This is a genomic window from Rhizobium sp. P2_G9, assembly GCF_056403475.1.
In genome coordinates this window covers 47,322-68,377 of sequence record NZ_JBFUFK010000031.1, presented here as the reverse complement: position 1 = coordinate 68,377, position 21,056 = coordinate 47,322, and the positions used below count along the sequence as shown (strand labels likewise).

General features: G+C 61.7%; 19 protein-coding genes. 8 read left to right on the top strand and 11 right to left on the bottom strand.

Translation table 11 applies throughout. From position 1 onward, the window contains the following. Positions 1–9: 9 nt before the first annotated feature. The 4 genes from pyrC to AC1DYF_RS24120 form a co-directional block, all read right to left on the bottom strand. On the bottom strand, positions 10–1,047 hold the full coding sequence (gene pyrC, locus AC1DYF_RS24135) for a dihydroorotase (RefSeq protein WP_477879310.1): 1,038 nt from the start codon (positions 1,045–1,047) through the stop codon (positions 10–12). Positions 1,048–1,267: 220 nt separating this feature from the next. Then, positions 1,268–2,077 carry an ATP-binding cassette domain-containing protein gene (locus AC1DYF_RS24130; RefSeq protein WP_477879309.1) on the bottom strand — a complete coding sequence of 270 codons (810 nt, stop codon included), beginning with the start codon at positions 2,075–2,077 and terminating at the stop codon, positions 1,268–1,270. Continuing rightward, positions 2,053–3,111: an ABC transporter permease gene (locus AC1DYF_RS24125; protein ID WP_477879308.1), complete on the bottom strand. Its 1,059-nt coding sequence runs from the start codon at positions 3,109–3,111 to the stop codon at positions 2,053–2,055. The genes AC1DYF_RS24130 and AC1DYF_RS24125 overlap by 25 nt, the downstream gene beginning before the upstream one ends. Before the next feature lie 101 nt (positions 3,112–3,212). Beyond that, entirely contained in the window at positions 3,213–4,238 is a 1,026-nt protein-coding gene (locus AC1DYF_RS24120) for a substrate-binding domain-containing protein (protein ID WP_477879307.1), read from the bottom strand. A 228-nt stretch (positions 4,239–4,466) separates the two neighbouring features. Here AC1DYF_RS24120 and AC1DYF_RS24115 point away from each other — a divergent pair, with 228 nt between their 5' ends. The 3 genes from AC1DYF_RS24115 to AC1DYF_RS24105 all read left to right on the top strand — a co-directional run bounded on the left by AC1DYF_RS24115 (position 4,467) and on the right by AC1DYF_RS24105 (position 7,154). Further along, on the top strand, positions 4,467–5,699 hold the full coding sequence (locus AC1DYF_RS24115; protein ID WP_477879306.1) for an ROK family transcriptional regulator: 1,233 nt from the start codon (positions 4,467–4,469) through the stop codon (positions 5,697–5,699). Continuing rightward, positions 5,699–6,133 (top strand): RbsD/FucU family protein, encoded by a 435-nt coding sequence (locus AC1DYF_RS24110; RefSeq protein ID WP_477879305.1) that lies wholly within the window; start codon positions 5,699–5,701, stop codon positions 6,131–6,133. The genes AC1DYF_RS24115 and AC1DYF_RS24110 overlap by 1 nt, the downstream gene beginning before the upstream one ends. Before the next feature lie 589 nt (positions 6,134–6,722). Then, complete coding sequence (locus AC1DYF_RS24105) at positions 6,723–7,154, top strand: MarR family winged helix-turn-helix transcriptional regulator (RefSeq protein ID WP_477879304.1); 432 nt, start codon at positions 6,723–6,725, stop codon at positions 7,152–7,154. A 72-nt stretch (positions 7,155–7,226) separates the two neighbouring features. Here the strand turns inward: AC1DYF_RS24105 and AC1DYF_RS24100 are convergent, their stop codons facing one another. After that, positions 7,227–8,438 carry an MFS transporter gene (locus AC1DYF_RS24100; protein ID WP_477879303.1) on the bottom strand — a complete coding sequence of 404 codons (1,212 nt, stop codon included), beginning with the start codon at positions 8,436–8,438 and terminating at the stop codon, positions 7,227–7,229. A 120-nt stretch (positions 8,439–8,558) separates the two neighbouring features. On the opposite strand from AC1DYF_RS24100, the gene AC1DYF_RS24095 reads away from it, so the two are divergent. The 3 genes from AC1DYF_RS24095 to AC1DYF_RS24085 all read left to right on the top strand — a co-directional run bounded on the left by AC1DYF_RS24095 (position 8,559) and on the right by AC1DYF_RS24085 (position 10,268). Further along, positions 8,559–9,122, top strand: coding sequence for a TetR/AcrR family transcriptional regulator (locus AC1DYF_RS24095; RefSeq protein ID WP_477879302.1), 564 nt, complete (start codon positions 8,559–8,561; stop codon positions 9,120–9,122). Between the two features lie 472 nt (positions 9,123–9,594). After that, entirely contained in the window at positions 9,595–10,020 is a 426-nt protein-coding gene (locus tag AC1DYF_RS24090; protein WP_477879301.1) for a hypothetical protein, read from the top strand. Between the two features lie 8 nt (positions 10,021–10,028). Next, positions 10,029–10,268 (top strand): hypothetical protein, encoded by a 240-nt coding sequence (locus AC1DYF_RS24085; protein WP_477879300.1) that lies wholly within the window; start codon positions 10,029–10,031, stop codon positions 10,266–10,268. On the opposite strand, the gene AC1DYF_RS24080 is transcribed toward AC1DYF_RS24085, so the two are convergent. The 4 genes from AC1DYF_RS24080 to AC1DYF_RS24065 form a co-directional block, all read right to left on the bottom strand. After that, entirely contained in the window at positions 10,269–10,544 is a 276-nt protein-coding gene (locus tag AC1DYF_RS24080) for a hypothetical protein (RefSeq protein ID WP_477879299.1), read from the bottom strand. It abuts the gene before it with no gap. A 76-nt stretch (positions 10,545–10,620) separates the two neighbouring features. Continuing rightward, positions 10,621–11,784, bottom strand: coding sequence for a calcium-binding protein (locus tag AC1DYF_RS24075; RefSeq protein WP_477879298.1), 1,164 nt, complete (start codon positions 11,782–11,784; stop codon positions 10,621–10,623). A 276-nt stretch (positions 11,785–12,060) separates the two neighbouring features. After that, complete coding sequence (locus tag AC1DYF_RS24070; RefSeq protein WP_477879297.1) at positions 12,061–12,684, bottom strand: hypothetical protein; 624 nt, start codon at positions 12,682–12,684, stop codon at positions 12,061–12,063. Between the two features lie 252 nt (positions 12,685–12,936). After that, a complete protein-coding gene (locus AC1DYF_RS24065) occupies positions 12,937–15,219 on the bottom strand; it encodes an NADP-dependent malic enzyme (RefSeq protein ID WP_477879296.1) in 2,283 nt (760 codons plus the stop codon). Positions 15,220–15,344: 125 nt separating this feature from the next. Between AC1DYF_RS24065 and mutS the strand changes: the two genes are divergently transcribed. Together mutS and AC1DYF_RS24055 are read left to right on the top strand one after the other, a co-directional pair. Beyond that, a complete protein-coding gene (gene mutS / locus AC1DYF_RS24060) occupies positions 15,345–18,059 on the top strand; it encodes a DNA mismatch repair protein MutS (protein WP_477879295.1) in 2,715 nt (904 codons plus the stop codon). A gap of 117 nt (positions 18,060–18,176) precedes the next feature. Further along, on the top strand, positions 18,177–19,277 hold the full coding sequence (locus AC1DYF_RS24055) for a DMP19 family protein (protein ID WP_477879294.1): 1,101 nt from the start codon (positions 18,177–18,179) through the stop codon (positions 19,275–19,277). A gap of 66 nt (positions 19,278–19,343) precedes the next feature. On the opposite strand, the gene AC1DYF_RS24050 is transcribed toward AC1DYF_RS24055, so the two are convergent. Continuing rightward, positions 19,344–20,072: a glycoside hydrolase family 16 protein gene (locus tag AC1DYF_RS24050; protein WP_477879293.1), complete on the bottom strand. Its 729-nt coding sequence runs from the start codon at positions 20,070–20,072 to the stop codon at positions 19,344–19,346. 75 nt (positions 20,073–20,147) lie between these two features. Next, positions 20,148–21,035, bottom strand: coding sequence for an acetylglutamate kinase (gene argB / locus AC1DYF_RS24045; protein ID WP_477879292.1), 888 nt, complete (start codon positions 21,033–21,035; stop codon positions 20,148–20,150). Positions 21,036–21,056 lie beyond the last annotated feature (21 nt).

Here is a 21,056-nt window from a genome sequence, read left to right as displayed (position 1 = left end):
GCGCCGCCGCTATTCGACGTCCCAGAACAGCTCGAACATCGGATCGAACACCGTCACCGGCCCGGCCGCAGTCTCGATCTTCGGGGGATAGGCCACGGCTTCTTTCTTTTTCGTGAGCGTGATGCGCTCCTCGTTCACCGGCAGGCCATACCAGGCGGGTCCGTTCAGCGACAAGAAGGCTTCCAGCCTGTCGAGCGCGTCGTCCTGCTCGAACACATGAGCAAGGCAGGAGAGCGTGTTGAGAGCCGTGAAACAGCCGGCGCAGCCGCAGGCACATTCCTTGAGCGGATCGACATGCGGCGCGGAGTCCGTGCCGAGGAAAAACCTCTTGTCGCCCGATGTCGCCGCCTGCCTGAGCGCCAGGCGATGGCTTTCACGCTTGGCGACCGGAAGACAATAGTAATGCGGACGGATGCCGCCGGCGAGGATGGCATTGCGGTTGATGATCAGATGATGCGTGGTGATCGTTCCCGCAAGGTTTTTCGAAGACTCCCTGATGTAGTCAACACCATCAGACGTGGTGACATGTTCCATGGTCACGCGGAGTTCCGGCAGGCGCTTGCGGATCGGGTCGAGCACTGTGTCGATGAACACCGCCTCGCGGTCAAAAATGTCGACATCGGAACTCGTCACTTCGCCATGGACACAGAGCGGCAGGCCGACCTTCGCCATCCGCTCCAGCACCGGCATGGCGTTTTCGAAATTGCGGACGCCGGAGGCCGAATTCGTTGTGGCGCCGGCAGGGTAAAGCTTCACGGCCTTGATAAGGCCGGACCTGGCGCCCGCTTCGATGTCGTCGGGATTGCTGCCTTCGGTGAGATAGAGCGTCATCAGCGGCTCGAATGTGTGGCCTTCGAGCAGGCAGGCGATGATCCGCTCGCGATAGGCCGCCGCATCCGCTGTCGTCACTACCGGCGGCACGAGATTGGGCATGATGATGGCGCGGGCGAAATGCCGGGACGTGTAGGGCAGGACTGCCTTGAGCATATCGCCATCACGCAGGTGCAGATGCCAGTCGTCGGGGCGGCGGATGGTGAGCGAGGTCATGGGTGGTCCTTTCGAGATATCGTCATGTCCCTATCGTCACGACACGAGCGGGGCAATGCAGAGAAATCGGATTTTCGCCGTTCGGTTCCGTTGGGCACTCGACAAAGGTCCACACGCGTCCATGATCTGCTGGCCCCGGGAGGCGGAAAGTGCGTTCACAGACGAAAAAGCCGGCGGATGTTGCCACCCGCCGGCAGTCGGTTCACTCGGAGGAATCTGTTCAGGCCGCCATGGTCTCCGGCGGCGGAGCCTTGGCGCCGGTCATCAGGGCGACGGCGTCGGACATGGTGAAATCCTTGGGATTGATGACGCAGAGGCGTTTTCCCAGCCGGTGAATGTGGATGCGGTCAGCAACCTCGAACACATGCGGCATGTTGTGGGAAATCAAGACGATCGGCAGGCCACGCGAACGGACGTCGAGGATGAGCTCGAGCACCTTGCGCGATTCCTTGACGCCCAGTGCCGCCGTCGGTTCGTCCATGATCACCAGTTTCGAGCCGAAGGCCGCCGCGCGTGCCACCGCCACACCCTGACGCTGGCCACCCGAGAGCGTTTCCACCGCCTGGTTGATGTTCTGGATGGTCATCAGGCCGAGTTCAGTCAGTTTGTCGCGGGCGACTTTCTCCATCCGCTTCCGGTCGAGCATGCGAAAAACGGAACCGAGCGCTCCCGGTTTGCGCAACTCTCGACCGAGGAACATGTTGTCGGCAATCGACAGCGCCGGCGACAGAGCAAGGTTCTGGTACACCGTCTCGATGCCGGCATCGCGCGCCTCCATCGGCGAGGCGAAGCTGACCGGCTGGCCATCGAGGCGGATTTCGCCGGCGTCGGGATGGACAGCGCCGGAAATCGCCTTGATCAGCGAAGACTTGCCGGCGCCGTTGTCGCCGATCACGGCGAGGATTTCGCCGCGATAGAGGTCGAAATCGGCATTGTCGAGGGCGGTGACGCGGCCATAGCGCTTGACCAATCCGCGTGCGGTGAGAATGGGATCCTCGTTGGCCATCACGCGGCTACCTTTCTGATCCATTGGTCGACTGCGACGGCGGCGATGATCAGCACGCCAGTCAGGAAAACTTTCCACTGCGGGTCGGCACCGAGCATGTTGAGACCCATGGAGACAACACCGACGATCATGGCACCGATCAATGTTCCGAGGATCGACCCGCGGCCGCCGAACAGCGATATGCCCCCGATCACCGTCGCGGTGATCGCCTGCAGGTTATAGTCCGTCACCGCCGAGGACGGCGAGATCGAGCCGTTGCGGCCAATCGAGACCCAGGCAGCCAGGGCGGCGATCAGGCCAGCCAGCGTATACGTGCCGAGCAGCACGCGGTCGGTACGGATACCGGAAAGTTTTGCCGCCTCCGGATCGTCGCCGACGGCATAGAGGTGACGGCCCCAGGCGGTGTGGTTGAGCGCGTACCAGAGCACGAAAACCAGGAGCACCATGAAGACGACGCCAAGCGTCAGCACCGCCTTGCCCACTTTGAAGCTCTCGCCGAAGAACTGCAGGAAGGGCGCCACGGATTCGATATCGGAATCGCGCAGTGTCTCGTTGGCGGAATAAATGAAGTTCGTCGCCATCACGATGTCCCAGGTACCGAGGGTCACGATGAAAGGCGGCAGCTTGAGCTTGGAGACGAGAAAGCCGTTGAGGAAGCCACAGAGAGCGCCGACTATGAGGCCGACAATGATCGCTATGCCGCTCGGCATCCCATATGTCAGTGCGCAATTGCCCATGACCACTGCGGAGATGACCATCACCACGCCGATCGACAGGTCGATGCCGGCGGTCAGGATCACCAGCGTCTGTGCAGCGCCGAGAATACCGACGACAGCGATCTGCTGCAGGACCAGAGTGAGCGTATAGGCGGAAAAGAACTTTCCGCCGATGGAGGCGCCAAAGATTATGATCGAGGCAATCAGCACGATCAGCGGCACGGCCGATGGTGTCGAATGCAGGAAATGCTGGATTTTTCGTAAGAACGAGCGGTCTTCAAATGCGGCGACTGTGGTGTCGCTCTTGTCGAGAACCTTCTCGAATTCCTGGATGCTGGCCATTGCCGCTCCCTCCCAAGGGCCCGGCCGCGAGGCCGGTAGATTTACCGTTCCCGGAGAGCCATGCTCCCCGGGAACCATAGTGAACCGAAAGACTTAGGGGATCAACCCCAGCACTTGGCCAGGCCTTCCTTGACACTGATCGACGGCACGCCGGCGGCCGGCTTGTCGGTCACCAGCGACACACCGGTGTCGAAGAACGCCTTGCCGGGGGTCGGCTGCGGCTTGGTGCCATCCTTGGCATATTTGGCGATCGCTTCGATGCCGAGCGAGGCCATCAGCAGCGGATATTGCTGCGAGGTGGCGCCGATCTGGCCTTCCTGCACCGACTTGACGCCGGGGCAACCGCCGTCGACGGAGACGATCAACACATCGCCTTCCTTGCCGACAGCCTTGAGCGCCTGGTAGGCGCCGACAGCGGCCGGTTCGTTGATGGTGTGGATGACGTTGATGTCGGAATCCTTCTGCAGAAGGTTTTCCATCGCCTTGCGGCCGCCTTCTTCATTGCCGTTGGTGACGTCATGACCGACGATGCGCGCATCGTCTTCGTCGCCGATCTTGTTGGGATCCTTCACGTCGATGCCGAAGCCCATCATGAAGCCCTGGTCGCGCAGAACGTCGACGGTCGGCTGCGACGGGGTCAGGTCGAGGAAGCCGACCTTGGCGTCCTTCGCCTTGTCGCCCATGGTCGCCTTGGCCCATTCGCCAATCAGCTTGCCGGCGAGCAGGTTGTCGGTGGCGAAGGTGGCGTCGGCGGCATCGGCCGGATCGAGCGGCGTGTCGAGCGCAATCACCAGGACGCCGGCGTCGCGGGCCTTCTTGACCGGGCCGACGATGGCCTTGGTGTCGGAGGCGGTGATCAGGATGCCCTTGGCGCCATCGGCGATGCAGGATTCGATAGCGGCGACCTGGCTGTCATTGTCGCCGTCGATCTTGCCGGCATAGGTCTTGAGGTCGACGCCGAGTTCCTTTGCCTTGGCGGTCGCGCCTTCCTTCATCTTGACGAAGAAGGGATTGGTATCGGTCTTGGTGATCAGGCAGGCGGCGACACCGGCTGCATTGGCACTGCCGGCGAAAGCAACACCGAGCGCCAGCGCGCCGATGGTTGCGGCAATCAAAGATGTCTTCATGATTTCCTCCCAAGGAACAAAACAAGGCAGCGGGCCAACCCGCCGCCATAGCAAGCGGTTCGCACATTGGCAGGCGTTGAGAAAGCTCCTCCGGCCCCATGCGATCTGCCGAGCCTAAATAAGCATCAAACAAAAATGCTGTCAATAAATAAATCGAGTTGATTTATTAATCGGATATGGCATGCTTCCGGGGACTTGGTGTAGCAGTGCCCGGGAGGAGAATGGGGCATGGCGACCTTCGGCCTGACCGATGAACAGGAAGTGATAACGGTGGTCGTCGACCCGATGGGCGGCGCCAACCAGACGCGTGTGCGTGCCTATAACGAGCGGCTGGTGCTGTCGCTGGTGCGCCGCCATGGCAGCCTGTCGAAGGCGGAGATCGCCCGCAGGACCGGGCTCTCGGCCCAGACCGTGTCGGTGATCATGCGTTCGCTGGAGAAGGAAGGGATGCTCGCGCGGGGCGCGCCGCAGCGCGGCCGCGTCGGCCAGCCCTCGATTCCCATGAGCCTCAATCCGAACGGCGTGTTTTCGCTCGGGCTGAAGATCGGCCGGCGCAGCGCCGATCTCGTGCTGATGGATTTTGTCGGCGGCGTCCGCAGCCAGTTGCACGAGGCCTATCGCTACCCGACGCCGGCGGCGATCCTCGCCTTTGCACAGCGCGGCGTCGAAACAATTCTGCTCTCGATGAAGCCCGAGGACCGACGCAAGATCGCCGGCCTCGGCGTGGCGCTACCCTTCCAGCTGTGGAACTGGGTCGAGGCGATGGGCGCGCCGAAGGAGGACATGGACGCTTGGCGTGACGCCGACATCGCCGACATGCTGGCGCGCAAGCTGCACCTGCCGATCTTCCTGCAGAACGACGCCACAGCCGCCTGCGCCGCCGAGCTCGCCTTCGGCCACGGGCCGCGGTTTGCCGATTTCGCCTATTTCTTCCTCGGATCGTTCATCGGCGGCGGCGTGGTGCTCAATCACGCGCTCTATCCGGGACGGACGGGCAATGCCGGGGCGTTCGGCTCGATGCCGTTCGGCGCGCATAAAAGCCGGCCCAGCCAGCTTATCGACCATGCTTCCGTGGTGCTGCTTGAAAAAATGTTGATCGATGACGGCAAGGACCCATCGTCGATCTGGCTGACGCCGGAACAATGGGACGAGTTCGGCACGACGAAGGCGCGATGGATCAGGGAAACGGCGGAAGCGCTCGCCTTCGCTATCGTCACCGTCTGTTCAGTGATCGATTTCGAGGCTGTGGTCATCGACGGCGGCTTTGCCGCATCGGTGCGCTCGGCCATTGTTCAGGCCACCAAAACCGAACTTGCCAAGCTCGACCTGCAGGGCATCGCCCCACCGGTGGTCGAGGAGGGGCTGGTCGGATCGGCAGCGCGCGCCGTCGGCGCCGCCAGCCTGCCACTCTTCTCACGTTATCACATCGATCAAAGCGTACTTTTCAAGGATATGGCCTGATGCTCAGAGGTATCGATCCCGTTCTCGGTCCCGATTTACTTGCCACATTGAGGGCCATGGGCCATGGCGATGAGATCGCGCTCGTCGACGGCAATTATCCTGGCCTCGAACATGCGCGGCGGCTGGTGCGCGCCGATGGTCATGGCGTCATCCGCCTGCTCGACGCCATCCTGTCGCTGATGCCGATCGACGATTTCGTCGAGCACGGGATTTTTCGCGCCACGGTGCGCGGCGACATGGCGCTGCTCGACCCCGTGCATCAGGAGATGGTCAATATCTGCCGCAAATGGGAGCCGGAACGCACTGTCGTGCCGCTCGCGCCCGCCGATTTTTACACCCGTGTGCGAGCCGCGCACACGATCGTGCAGACCTCGGAGCCGAGGCTCTACGGCAATATCATTCTGCGCAAGGGCGTTATTTACCCTGCTAAGTGATTGAACTATTCCCCATCCGGACGAGAGCCTCGAAAGCGCGGCAGCCGGTCCCTTCGCTCAGTGGCGGGCAGATTCTGCGCGCGGATCTGGCCTGCGCCCCGGCAGGGCGAGGCCGTCAGAGGTGCTGATCCTCGATGCGATCGACGTGACGTGCAGGCCACATCTCCGCGGCATCGCCGCCGATTCTCCGCATCGCAATTCGGCTGTCGCAGACATTACCAATTTGTAATCGGGGCTTCCCTTGAATTGCCGCATTTGACCACGCAAATGACAGTCGTGGTGATTATGAAGATCACCTTCAACCTGGCTACATTGGCCCGTCCCCCGCCTTGCCAGGTTTGACGGACAAAGGCCCTTCCCCCCTCTCCGGGCCTTTGTCCGCCCCTTGCGCTTAAGCCGTTCTGGCCCCCTCGCCAGGACGGCTTTTTTCGTTTCAGCCTGGGACAGTGTCACAATTTCGCAAAATCGGACTTGCTAAGAATTCGCCGGCGCAGGCGTGGCCTGTCCCAGAAGAATACAGTCTTCGGCAGAGACTACATCGTATGCGATTTTTGTTGTGCGGTTGAAATTATCCGGCTTTACTATCGCGATGACCTACAATCTTTCGGATTCGGCGACCTATCTCGCAAGCCTGCTTGCCAAGGGGTTTTCGCGTTCGCTCCTGTCGCGCGCCGCCGATATCGGTTTCTCTCCCGGCCAGTTTCCAGTGCTGATCGAACTCTGGCGCGAGGACGGGCTCACCCAGCGAGAGATCCTCGACCGGCTGGAAATCGAGCAGGCGACGCTCGCCAACACGCTCGCCCGCATGGAGCGCGACGGCCTGATCCGCAGAGAACCGCACCCGACAGACAAGCGGGCGATCCGCAATTTCCTCACCGAGAAAGGCCGCGCCATCGAAGAACAGGCGATGGCTGCGGCCCAGGAGGCCGACCAGGCGCTGTTCAAAGGCTTCCGCCGCTTCGAGCGTGAACTGATGCTCGAATATATGCGGCAGGCAATCGACAACGCCCGCAAACTTTAGAGCCGATAGCCTGCGATCGTTAAGGGGCCGGAAAGCATAACCGGCCACCTGTCATTTACATATTATTCAGACCTAGGCGTTCGACAATTCGGGACGCGCCGCACGGGTCGCGAGCAGCGACACCAGGGCCAATGCGATGACCACGGAGCCATAGATATAGGCCGCGTTCGCCAGACCCAGTTGCGGGATGACCAAACCGATGGCGATGGCCGGCAGGCTGAAGGCGAGATAGCTCTGGAGATAGTAAGCCGAGAGCAGGCCTGCCCGTTCATCGGCATGCGCCAGCGGCAATATGGTGCGCAGCGCGCCGGAGAAGCTCGCGCCGAAACCGACGCCGGTCACCAGCGCGCCGGCCATCATCACCGAGGCGAGATGAAGGTGGACACCGGCCAGCGTGATGGCGACGCCTGATATGACCGACCATGTGCCGATCGTCAGGATGCTGAGTCCCGGCCGGTTGCGCAGCGCAAACACGGTGACCGCGCCGGTCGAGGTCAGCACCGCGACGACCAGGCCGCCGATCAGCGGCGACGTCATGCCCGTGGCGACCCGCACCAGCGACGGCATCAGCGAGAAATAGAAGCCACCCAGCGCCCAGGCGGCGACACTGACGGGTGTGATCTTGATCAGCATCCGCCGTGCCTGCGCCGGAACGCTGACATGTGGCGCCAGCGAAGCGAAGGCGCCCGACTTGCCCGCCGAGGTTTCCGGCAGCCAGGGCAGCAGGATCAGCAGAATAGCTGTCACCGCAAGCAACACGGCAAATGCCAGTTCCAGGGGCAGCGGCGCATAAGCCACGAGAGCGCCGGAGAGAACGGCACCGACAGTGAGGCCGACAAAGGCCGTCGTGCTGTTGAGCAACGGCCCGCGCTTGCGGTCGACGTCGAGAATGGCCGCACCGAGCGTCGTGGTCGCCGCACCCGTGGCAAAACCCTGCAGGCCTCGCGCCAGGATCAGCATCTCAGCCGATCCGGCTCTGATGAAGGCGAGCATGGCGAGCACATTGATCACCAGGGCGAGGAAGATGACCGGCTTGCGGCCGATATAGTCCGACAGCGAGCCGACCGTCAGCAAAGCCGCCAGCAGCATGAAGGCATAGGCCGAAAAGATCATCATCAGCATCACAGGCGTGAGGCCGTAGATCTCCTGGTAAAGGCGATAAACTGGCGTCGCTGCGCTGGAACTGGCGGCAAACAGCGCCGCGGCGATCGCGCCATAGAGTACCGATCCCGAGGGTGAAAACCTGCGCCGATCACCTACATTGAGTGCGTTTTCGCTAGACATGGGGCAATCCCATCCTTAAAGCTAAATCGTTGCGTTAATTCATGTAGTGCATTTCGCGGCTTAATGCAAATATTTTGCGTTAAGCCCGCAAGACTTTTGGTGCAGCATCAGGAGACCGAAGTGGCAGTCAAGGAAAGGTTCCGCGTGGGCGGCAGGAGCGCCCGAATCCAGGCGGAGGTGCACAAGGCGGTGAAAGAGCTGCAGGCCGAGGCCGAGCGCACGGAACTGACCGTGCCGATGATCGCCGCACGCGCGGGCGTGACGCCATCGACCATCTACCGCCGCTGGGGCGATCTTTCCGAGCTTTTTGCCGATGTCGCCATGGAGCGGCTAAGGCCAGTCGCCGACCCCGCGGATTCGGGCAGCCTGAAGGCCGATCTTGCCGCCTATGTCGAGCAATATGCCGAGGAATTCTCCACCGAGACCGGCAAGACGCTGTTGCTCGACCTGTTCGCCAATTCGCTCGACGCGGCGCAACCCGGTCAATACTGCACCTATACCTATGACCACCTGCAGGTTATTCTCGACCGCGCGCGGGCACGCGGCGAAAAATCCTACGACGTGCAAGATGTCATCGACCACGTGATCGCGCCGATCATGTATCGCATCCTGTTCGGCAAAGGCGAGATGAACGAGGCTTTCTGGAAGGGGTTGCTCGATCGCCTCTACGTACTGGCGCGATAGCAACCTGCCGTACCTCATCACCATTCCTGTCGCCGGCACGTCCGTTTATTTTTCCCCCTGATTCACAGATCGGCGCCAGCGCCGTCATCTAATTGACGACTTCGTCGTTTATCTCTGATTTCTTTACCGGAGGAGCCCGTCGCGGAACCGTCGCCGCGTTCGGCCGTTAGTCAACGGAAGCACCAAGGAGGAATGCCGTGCACGATTCGCTCCACGAATCCCATCCGACTCACCCCCTCGGAGCGCGTGAAAGCTGGCCTCGTACGGGACCGGTCTATGATGTTCCCGTATCTGACGAGATCGAGGCTCCAGCTCCGACACTCTGGCAGCGACTGCTCACGTCATCCGAGCTGGACGGCGATCCCAGCACCATTCTGCCCGGCAGCCTGCCCGTCTGGTATTGACTGAATCAGAGACAATCCGTCTCCGAACAACGCCAATTGCACGCAACGGGCGAGAGGAGAAGTTTGCGATGAACAATTCCCGCATAGACGATGGGCGCGATGTCGCCCATTCCACCAATCCGCTCGGCGGGCATGAGAATATCGAACAGGACGCTCCCGGCCAGCCGCTGGATGCGGAATGGACACCGATGATGAAGGGCGGCATTCGCAATCCTGCCACCGACCCGAACGGCGACATGCGCCGCAGCGGCGCCTCGCCCAGTGATCCGCATGGTGGCCACAACGCCATGGGCCATGAGTATCACACGCCCGACGCCGATCCGCCGCGTGAGATGACTGCCTCCAACCCGCTTGACGGACAAGCCGGCATGGACGAGCCACGCACCAGTTTTTCGCAGCCTGTCGAGGGTGCCGAAAACCAGCTGTGCATCGACCCCGTCACCAAAAAGGTCGAACCGGCTTCGCCGATGTTCAAAGTCAGCCCGCACCCGTAGGTAAGACCATGCAAGACAAGCGGAAAGACAGCAAAGGCCTCGACATCGGGGCCGACAATGTGCTCGGTCCCATCACTGACAGCGCGTTGAAGGGCCGAAAGCAGCCCGAACCCGATCCGGATGAATTGACCCGATCCGACGCATTGGCCGAGGCCGTGCGGGAAAATCGCGACCCTTATGTCGTCAAGACCGACCTCGAAGATAATGACGAGCGCGGACCGACACCGGACATGAAGGAACAGCCGTAGTCAGTCCAGTCGCTCTCGGGGCCAGTATTTGTCGTCGGCGTAATCGGTCGGGATTGGATCAAGCCCGGCCAGCGTGTCGGCGACCCAGGCGATCTGGATCTTGAGATATTGCAATGCTTTCGGGATCGGTTCGCCTGTGACGAGATTGCGGGCTCGCCAGCGTTCATATCCCGATTCCCGAATGCGGCGGGCCGCTTCCGCCTGGACATCCGATTTAGAGAGCGACCGGCCGCCGCCTGATTTGTCAAGACCGCCGCTGATGACCCTGAAACCCATCGCAACCCTCCGTATCCACCAGAGAATGCGACCAAAGTCTTGCGCGGGGCTCTTCGAGGACCACTGTTCGAAAAAACTACAGCATGAAATCGGACTGCGTGAAGTGATGCTGCCCACTCACGCTCACGACGCAATCGGCCTGACCATCGCCATCAAGATCGGCAGAGACGGTGGTGACTCCGTGCGCGTTTATCGCATAGCGCAATTCGCCGGCTTTGCCGCTGAAGGCATCCGTGCCGATGAAATAGAAGGCGTCATCCGTCGTGGTCGCCGTATCGGCGTCGATTCGGCCAAAGCCGATGCGGTCGTGATCGGCCGCGCTGAAATCGGCAATGACATCCGGCCCATGCACGGCGCTGTCATGGATATCGTCGAAGAAGAATGTGTCGCGCCCGGCACCACCGATCAGGATATCGCGGCCGGCGCCACCCGTGAGAAAATCGTCGCCCGCGCCACCGACGAGCCTGTCGCGACCGGAACCGCCGGATAGGAGATCCGCGCCCGAACCGCCGCGCAGGACATCATTGCCATCCTGGCCGTAGAGATCGTCCGCGGCGCCCCGGCCGGCGAGCTGGTCGTTGCCGGTGCCGCCGACCAGGCCGTCGGTCTTGCCGCCGCCGGTCAGCCTGTCATTGCCGCCTTCGCCATAGATCAGGACACCGGCGGCCGAAGCCAGCTTGTGGATGTCGTCCGCACTGTCCGTGCCCATGACGATGCGCTGCGGCTTGGAAGCGCCACCATCATTGGTCGTGTTGTCGTCGAAAGCGGCAGCGATATCGGTGCCGGTATAGCCCGGCAACATGGTGGACGCCCGATCACCCGGCACCGCCTCCGCCATATAGGCCCAGTGCGAAACGCTGCTTGAGCCGGTGCCGCTGGTCATCTGCATTTCGAAGAGCCACTGCCCGCCTTGCCTGACCATCTCACCCCGGCCGATGGTGATATCGGCGTCCGAGCCTTGCTGGGTGAAGCTGAAGGAAACGGAGCCGTCAGGCGTGATCGAGCCGACCAGCGTCGAATAGACCCAGCCCTTGCCGAGATCGGTGGCCACTTCGCCGAACACATAACCGTCAGCCACCTTGGTGATGTGCCAGAGCGTCTGGTCGACGAGCGGCACGGTCTGCGGCGTATCCGTATTGCCGTTGAGAAGCGCGTAAGCGGCCAGATAGGGCGTCGGCACGTACCAATAGCTGTGCTCCAGAAAATCCCAGCTGCGGGTATCGGTGACAGTGGCGGACATGGCCTGGCTCCTCGGGTCAGTGCGGGATTTCATCTGTGTGAGTCAGATGATCGCATTGACCATGAGATGACACGCGGCCGCAGCCCAGGCAACGCCATGAATGTGGGGAATGGACATGCCGGTGCAGAGCGGCAGGTGCCCGCGGGACCGAACGGCTGAATGAAATCAAAGCAATGACGCAAATACAAGTCTGCGCGACAATGTGAAAATCGTCATCGCGCACCGCAGATCAACCGCCGGTTTGGCCGGCGGCTCGGAAGCGTCGAGTCCTGCGGCTCACATCGGCGGCACGACGCCCTTGGTGCTGACGACGACGCGCTCGCTGGAAATCGACCCGTCATCCGCCTTCTTCGAAGGCACGAAAACCACAGCACCCGGCTTCAGGTCGTCTTTCGTTGCCGTGGCAAAGGTCACGACCGGCACGCCCTCGGGGATGGAAATCTTCTTCTCCTTGCCCTGATAGGTCAAAGTGACCGTCTTGCCGTCCACCGATGTGACCGACTTGGCGACCGTCGCATTGGTCATGGAACTGTTGGGCTTGGCGTCCCATGGGCGGCTGCCCTCGCCGGTGCCCTTCAGGGCCGGTGGGAAAATCACGACTTCCAATGCGTTGTCGCTACCTTCCGCCTTCGGGACGGAGGCGATGCCGAGGAAATCGCCGGCCTTGATATCGGTGATCGAGGCCTTGGCGACGCTCGACACCTTCCAGCCGTTTTCAAGCGCGATCTTCGCGGTCGTGCCTTCGCGCGTCTTCACCGTCAGCGTCGTGCCATCATAGCTGATGATCGTGCCGCGCACGCGGATATTGGTCGGTGCAGCGACTGCAGTGCCAAGGCTTGTCGCGGTAAAAGCCACGCCCAAGAAAACCATTCCGGCCTTGATCGTCAGAAAACGGGTCATCGAACTCTCTCCTGCCCTGTCCGGCCGAGCATGGCTCGGCGACGACCGACGTTTTCGCACAGAACCCGGCCTGGTACAGTTCAGGTCTTCGGCACAGGGAATCACATCGCCGTGAGCGGGAGATCGGGAGAATTGGATGCCGAGCCGCTCTGAAACCCGAATTGGGACTATTCAGAACGGCTGGGGCTTTTGCGAAAGCCGACAGGCAGTCAACGGCGCGGAAATCGGCGCCGTTGAGCCGCGATGACAGGGTCAAGTCCCCGCATTGTAAGCTGCGATGGCCGCCATGTTGACGATGTCGGAATCCTTGGCGCCGATCGAGACGATCTGCACCGGCTTGTCGAGGCCGACGAGCAGCGGACCGATCACCGTACAGCCGCCGAGTTCCTGCAGCATCTTGGTCGAAATCGACGCGGAGTGGAAGGCGGGCATGACCAGGACATTGGCGGGGCCTTTCAGCCGGCAGAACGGATATTGCTCCATCACCCGGGGATTGAGTGCCACGTCGGCCGCCATTTCGCCGTCGAACTGAAAGTCGACCCGGCGCTTGTCGAGGATTTTCACCGCCTCGCGCAGGCGTTCCGAGCGCTCGCCCTCCGGATGGCCGAAGGTGGAATAGGCGAGCATGGCGACGCGCGGCTCGTAGCCGAATTTCCGCGCCAGGCTTGCCGCCTCCTCGGCGATGTCGGCGAGTTCTTCCGAGGTCGGCATGTCGTGCACGGCCGTATCCGCCACCAGCACGTTGCGACCGCGGCAGAGCGCCAGCGACACGCCGATGACGCGATGGCCCGGCTTGGCGTCGATGCAGCGCCGCACGTCTTCCAGCGCGGTCGAATAATTGCGGGTCGCGCCGGTGACCATGGCGTCGGCATCGCCGAGCGCCACCATGCAGGCGGCGAAATGGTTGCGATCGTTGTTGATCAGCCGTTGGGCGTCGCGATGCAGGTAGCCCTTCCGCTGCAGCCGGGCATAGAGATAATCGATATAGGCTTCGCGGCGCTTCGATGTGCGGGCATTGATCCGCTCGATGCCTGGCCGGTTGAGGTCGATGCCAGCGCGTTCGGCATTGGCCTCGATAATGTCGTCGCGGCCGACAAGGATCGCAGTGCCGAGCTGCTGGTTGACATAGGCGACAGCCGCCCGCATCACCTGCTCTTCTTCGGCTTCGGCGAAGACGACGCGCTTCGGCATGCGCCGGACACGGTCATAAATGCGCTGAAGCGTCGAGGCGATCGGGTCGCGCCGGCCACGCAATTCGCGGGCATAGGCTTCCAGATTGGCGATCGGCTTGCGGGCGACGCCCGATTCCATTGCTGCCCTGGCGACGGCGACGGGGATCGACGAGATCAGCCGCGGATCGAACGGCACCGGGATGATGTAGTTGGCGCCGAAGCGCGGCCGGTTGCCCTGATAGGCCGCGGCGACATCGTCGGGCACATCCTCCTTGGCGAGATTGGCCAGCGCCTGCACGGCGGCGATTTTCATTGCATCGTTGATGGTCGAGGCGCGCACGTCGAGCGCGCCGCGGAAAATATAGGGGAAGCCGAGCACATTGTTGACCTGGTTCGGATAGTCCGAACGGCCGGTCGCCATGATCGCGTCGTCACGGATGCGCGCGACCTCTTCCGGCGTGATTTCCGGATCCGGATTGGCCATGGCGAAGATGATCGGGTTCGGCGCCATCGAGGCGATCATCTCCGTCGACAGCGCTCCCTTGGCGGAGAGGCCGAGGATAACGTCGGCACCCTTCATCGCTTCCGTCAGCGTCCGGTTATCGGTCTTGGCCGCATGCGCCGATTTCCACTGGTTCATGCCCTCGGTGCGGCCCTGGTAGACCACGCCCTTGGTGTCGCAGAGAATGACGTTTTCCGGGTTGAAGCCCATGGACTTGATCAGCTCGATACAGGCAATCGCCGCCGCACCGGCACCATTGCAGACCAGTTTCGTGGTCTTCATGTCGCGGCCGGTCAAGTCGAGCGCATTGATCAGGCCGGCAGCGGCGATGATTGCCGTGCCGTGCTGGTCGTCATGGAACACCGGAATGTCCATGATCTCACGCAGCCGGCTTTCGATGACGAAACAGTCCGGCGCCTTGATGTCTTCGAGATTGATGCCGCCAAAGGAAGGCCCGAGATAGCGCACGCAATTGACGAAGGCGTCGACATCCTCGGTATCTATTTCGAGGTCGATCGAATCGACATCGGCAAAGCGCTTGAAGAGCACGGCCTTGCCCTCCATGACAGGCTTGGAGGCCAAAGCGCCGAGATTGCCCAGCCCAAGGATCGCCGTGCCGTTGGAAATCACCGCCACCATATTGCCGCGGGCGGTGTAATCGTAGGCCGTTGCCGGGTCCTCGGCGATCGCCTTCACCGGCTCGGCGACGCCAGGCGAATAGGCGAGCGACAGGTCGCGCTGCGTTGCCATCGGCTTGGTCGGATTGACCTCGAGCTTCCCTGGCTTGCCGCGCGAATGGAATTCCAGCGCCTCTTCCCGGGTGATCGTCGGCAGGCCGCGGCGTTTCTGAACGTCAGACATTCTTCCTCCCAATGCATTCTGTGGGCTCTTGTCGTTTTGGCCGAGCCTCTTATTGTTTTTGGTCGCAATATCGATAGTGTCCCTGCCTTTATCAGACACGCTTATCCGTTTGTCAAAAGAACAGTATGACAATTATTGATGCCTTGACCGTTGCCCAGCTCGCTTCCGAGGAAAGCCGGCTGACCGCGACGCCGATGATGGAGCAATATATCGAGATCAAGGCCGCCAATCCGGATAGCCTGCTGTTCTATCGCATGGGCGATTTTTACGAGATGTTCTTCGAGGATGCGCTGGAAGCATCGCGCGCCCTTGGCATCACGCTCACCCGCCGCGGCCAGCATCTCGGCCAGGATATTCCGATGTGCGGCGTGCCGGTGCATGCCGCCGATGACTACCTGCAGAAACTGATCGGGATGGGTTACCGCGTCGCCGTCTGCGAACAGGTCGAAGACCCTGCCGAGGCGAAGAAGCGCGGCGCCAAGTCGGTCGTCCGCCGCGATGTCGTGCGCCTCGTGACGCCAGGCACGATCACCGAGGAAAAGCTGCTCAACCCGGGCGACAGCAATTACCTGATGGCGCTCTCACGCATCCGCGGCAGTGAAGCACCCGCCTATGCACTCGCCTGGATCGATATTTCCACCGGCATTTTCCGCCTGGCCGAGACGACATTGCTGCGGTTGCTTGCCGACATCCTGCGCGTCGAGCCGAAGGAATTGATCGTCGCCGACGGCCTGTTCCATGACCCGGAACTGAGGCCGACCTTCGACATTCTCGGCCGGGTCGTCAGTCCACAGCCGGCTGTGCTCTTCGACTCAGCCACGGCCGAGAGCCGCATAGCACGCTATTATGATGTCTCGACGCTCGATGGCTTCGGCGGTTTCAGCCGCGCCGAGCTGGCTGCGGGTGCCGCAGCGGTTGCCTATGTCGAAAAGACGCAGATCGCCGAGCGCCCGCCGCTGGGCCGGCCGGAGCGCGAAAGCGGCGCCTCGACCCTGTTCATCGATCCGGCGACGCGCGCCAATCTCGAACTGGTCAAGACGCTGTCGGGCAATCGCGACGGTTCGCTGCTCAAGGCGCTCGATCGTACGGTGACCGGCGGCGGCACGCGGCTGCTCTGCGAACGGCTGATGTCGCCGCTGACAGATGCGGATAAAATCAACGGACGGCTGGATTCGGTCTCCTTCTTCCTCGACGAGCCGCGCCTGACCGAAGACGTCAGACAGATGCTGAAGCGGTCGCCCGATATGCCGCGCGCGCTGTCGCGACTGGCGCTCGACCGTGGTGGTCCGCGCRACCTGCAGGCGATTTTGCGTGGGCTTGAAACAGGCCGGACAGTTTCATCCTTGCTCGGGCAGCGCCGCTTGCCGCCCGAATTGGCAGCGGCGGCTTCGGCGCTGAATGCTGTCCCTTTCGAACTTGAAGCGCTCCTCGAAAGCCTGTTGGCGGAGGATCTGCCGCTGCTCAAGCGTGACGGCGGCTTCATTGCCGACGGCGCCATCGCCGATCTCGACGAACTGCGGGAGCTGCGCGACCAGTCGCGCCGGGTGATCGCCGGTCTGCAGAATTCCTATTCCGAGGAAACCGGCGTCAAATCGCTGAAGATCAAGCATAATAATGTGCTAGGCTATTTCATCGAATTGACCTCCGGCACATCCGGTGCGCTTACCGACACGCCCGAGCGCCGTGCGCGCTTCATTCATCGCCAGACGACGGCGAGTGCCATGCGCTTCACCACGGTCGAGCTTTCCGATCTCGAAAGCCGGATCGCCAATGCCGCCGAACAGGCGCTTGCGATCGAGCTCGAAGCTTATGACCGGATGGTCGAGGCCGTGGTGAAAGCCGCCGAGATGGTCAAGGCCGCCGCCAATGCCATCGCCGTCATCGACGTGTCTTCCGCCCTGGCCGCGCTGGCCGATGAGCAGGCCTATTGCCGGCCGGTGGTCGATGGCTCGCTGGATTTTCGCATCAAAGGCGGGCGGCATCCGGTGGTCGAACAGGCGCTACGAAAATCCGCGGGCAATCCGTTCGTCGCCAATCATTGCGATCTCTCGCCGGGGGAAGAGCAGAAGCATGGTGGCATCTGGTTGCTGACCGGCCCGAATATGGGCGGCAAATCCACTTTCCTGCGCCAGAACGCGCTGATCGCCATCATGGCGCAGATGGGGTGCTACGTGCCCGCAGCCGAGGCCGAGATCGGCGTGGTCGACCGCCTGTTTTCCCGCGTCGGCGCCTCCGATGATCTGGCACGCGGCCGTTCGACCTTCATGGTCGAAATGGTCGAGACGGCGGCGATCCTCAATCAGGCGACCGATCGCTCGCTGGTGATCCTCGACGAGATTGGCCGCGGCACGGCGACCTTCGATGGTCTCTCCATTGCCTGGGCTGCGGTCGAGCATCTGCATGAGGTCAACCGCTGCCGCTCCGTGTTCGCCACCCATTTCCATGAGCTGACGGTGCTGTCGGAAAAGCTCAAGCGCCTCGCCAATGTCACCATGCGCGTCAAGGAATGGGACGGCGATGTCATTTTCCTGCACGAAGTCGGGCCGGGTGCTGCCGATCGCTCCTACGGCATCCAGGTGGCGCGACTTGCCGGCCTGCCGGCCTCGGTGGTGGCGCGTGCTCGGGAAGTGCTGAGCCTGCTCGAAGACGCCGATCGCAAGAACCCGGCAGCGAAACTGATCGACGACCTGCCGCTGTTCCAGGCCGCCATCCGCCGAGAAGAACCCAAAGCGGCAAAGGCCTCAAAGGTCGACGCGGCGCTGAAGGCGCTCGATCTCGACGACATGACGCCAAGGCAGGCGCTGGACGCGCTCTATGCGCTGAAGAGAGAACTCGGCTGAGCCGGAAATTGTGCAGGATAGCAAAAATCCTGTGATATCGCCGCTTTGCCTACCCAGAAGAAATCTCCAGCTCCATCCGTTACCGATTCCGGCGGAATCTTCCAAAGGAGGCGCTGCATGTTGAAATGGCTTGATTTCGCTGCGGTATTGACGGTGCTCATGGCAATGGCGGCGCCTGGTCCTTTGGCGGCGGCGGAAGGCTGCGATGTCGGGCGGTTGAAGCACTATCCAATGACTGATGTTATCGAGAGGCGTGCCGTTCCGTTGTATCAGCCGACCATTTTCTTTCCTGATCCCAACGGCAGGCCGGACACGATGGGTTTGGGAGCGGATGAGGCCGGCGGGAAAAAAGCAAAGATGGCGCTCGCCCGCGGCCTCAAGACCTTTCAACCAGTCGAGCGGCCAATGATGATGCTCGCGGCGACGGCCGCATGGACGGACAGGGAGAATGGCTTGATCCATTTCTTCGTTGATGAACCAAGCGTCTATATCGATGAAGTCTTGGCAACGCTTGATGCCCAGGGGCTCAAGGACCACGCCATGATCATCCGCCAGGGCCGTGTCCTGTTCGGCCCGGATTATGGCACGGAGCAGCAGCGTTATGAGCGCTGGAGCGACGGCCGTGGTGGCATCCGCGATCCGGTCCTCGACGCGAATCTGAAGGCGCTTTCGGCAAAATTTCGTGCCCTGCCCAGCCTTCTCGACGAGGCCGAGACAAGGATCATGCGCTCCCCCGCGCTCAAGGCGATCTACGAGCCGCTGAAAGCAGCCGCAACGGATGGCGACAAGTTGGGTTACCTGACCAACGGCTTGATAGGCTGCTTGGCCGACGATGAGACATATCAGCAACAAGCAGCGTTCCTTGCCCGGCTGCCTGCGCCATATGCTCGCATCATCGTCGTCCGCGTGTTTGAAGACGAGGTGTCGAACGGCTCGGTCGCGCAGTTCTTCTATAAATCTTCGGGCAATTTTGCCCCAGAGGTGGTGGTCGCCTTGAACGAGATGGGGCTGAAAAAGCATGCCGGGGCGGTCGAGCACGGCGTGGATCTCTTCCCAAAGCCATATCCGACAGACCCGAGCAAGCGGTGGCACTTCATGTCGGAGCATGACGACGCTTTGGCCAACACGTTGAAGGGCCTGACAAATATCGTCGACGATGGCAGGATCTATCCCGCCGTCATCCAATTCGCCAAGGATAACAATGTTTGGCCGAGGTGATCGGGGCCTGTGATGTGTTTATGATCCTAGCAATCGAAGAGGTCTGGTGGATCGCAACCCGACTGGCTACTTCAGCGGCGTATATTTGAACGAGTCGATGATCACCTCCACCGGCTTATCGTCACTCGGTTCACGGCCTTGAAAACCCCAGAGGTTGAAATAGACCGGCATCGGGTTCTGGCCGATCCGCGCTTCTGGATTTTTCGGCGCGAAAGTCCAGTCAGAGGTATTGCCTGGGCCGCCGTCGTCGTTGATCTCCGTCGATGAGTAGACGACGCTATCGGATTGCCAGGTGAACTGGTGGACACTTTTGCGATCGCCCCTGCGGAAGACAAAGGTCTGATGCGCATTGTCGAGTCCCGGATCCACCGGCCAGACCGTGTAGTTCAGCGGCGCGTTGGCCTTGTCGCCCCAGCGGGCGAATTCGACGTCGATCTCGTTGGTCCCATCCGGCCCGACATCAGCGGTCGGATAGTTGAAGAAGCCGAACACGACGTTCTTATCCTGGCCGCCGATATTGCCCTCGAAGACGATCCTGTAGGTGCCGAAGCCGAATTTGCTGATGCTCTCGACTTCGCCGGCATACCAGTGGCCATCCTTTTCCGAGAAGCGCAGATGCAGCCGGCCTTTGGTGTCGACAAAGGCCTGCGACTTGGCCCAGTCATTCGGTCCCGGCCCGAGGCCGGTTCCTTCCTTGATCTTGAAATCATAGCCGGAGAAATGCAGCCGCTTGCCATAGGACGGTGCGGCGAGCAAGGCGAGGACGGCGATGGACAGAAACAGGCGCTTGAACATGGCAACTCCAGCGGGACAAGCAATGCCTAATCCCGCTGGCTGATTTCAGGCTGGCGCGCCACCAGCCGATGCTTGTCACTGCACGATCAGCGTGCCGGCCCCTGTCTCGGTGAACAGTTCCAGCAGCACCGAATGGGGGGTCTTGCCGTTGAGGATGACCACGCCCTCGACGCCCATCTTCAGCGCCTCGATACAGGTCTCGACCTTGGGGATCATGCCGCCGGAGATCGTGCCGTCCTTGATCAGCTCATAGGCCTGGGTGACGGACAGTTCCTTGATCAGGTCGCCCTTCTTGTCGAGCACGCCCGGTACGTCGGTGAGGAAGAGCAGGCGGGCGGCGTTGAGCGCACCGGCAATGGCGCCGGCGAAGGTGTCGGCATTGATATTATAGGTGTGGCCGTCGCGGCCCGGCGCCACCGGCGCGATCACCGGGATCATTTCCGACTTGGCGAGCAGGTCGAGCAGCGTGCGGTCGACTTCCACGACCTCGCCGACGAAGCCGAGATCGAGCACGCGCTCGATATTGGAATCAGGGTCGATGACCGTCTTGCGCGCCTTTTCGGCGAACACCATGTTGCCGTCCTTGCCGCAGAGGCCGATGGCCCATTCGCCGGTCCGGTTGATCAGTTGCACGATCTCCTTGTTGATCGAGCCGGCAAGCACCATTTCGACGATCTCGACCGTCTTCTCGTCGGTGACGCGCAGGCCGTTCTCGAAGCGCGATTCGATGCCCATCTTGGCCAGCATAGCGCCGATCTGCGGGCCGCCGCCATGGACGACGATCGGGTTCAGCCCGGACTGCTTGAGCAGGCCGATATCGCTGGCGAAGGCCTTGCCGAGTTCCGGATTGCCCATGGCGTGGCCGCCATATTTGACGACGATCGTCTTGTTCTCATAACGCTGCATGAAGGGCAGAGCCTGCGCGAGCAGACGCGCCTGGATCTCGCTTTCCGACTGGGACATACCGGGCCTCGCTGAATGAAG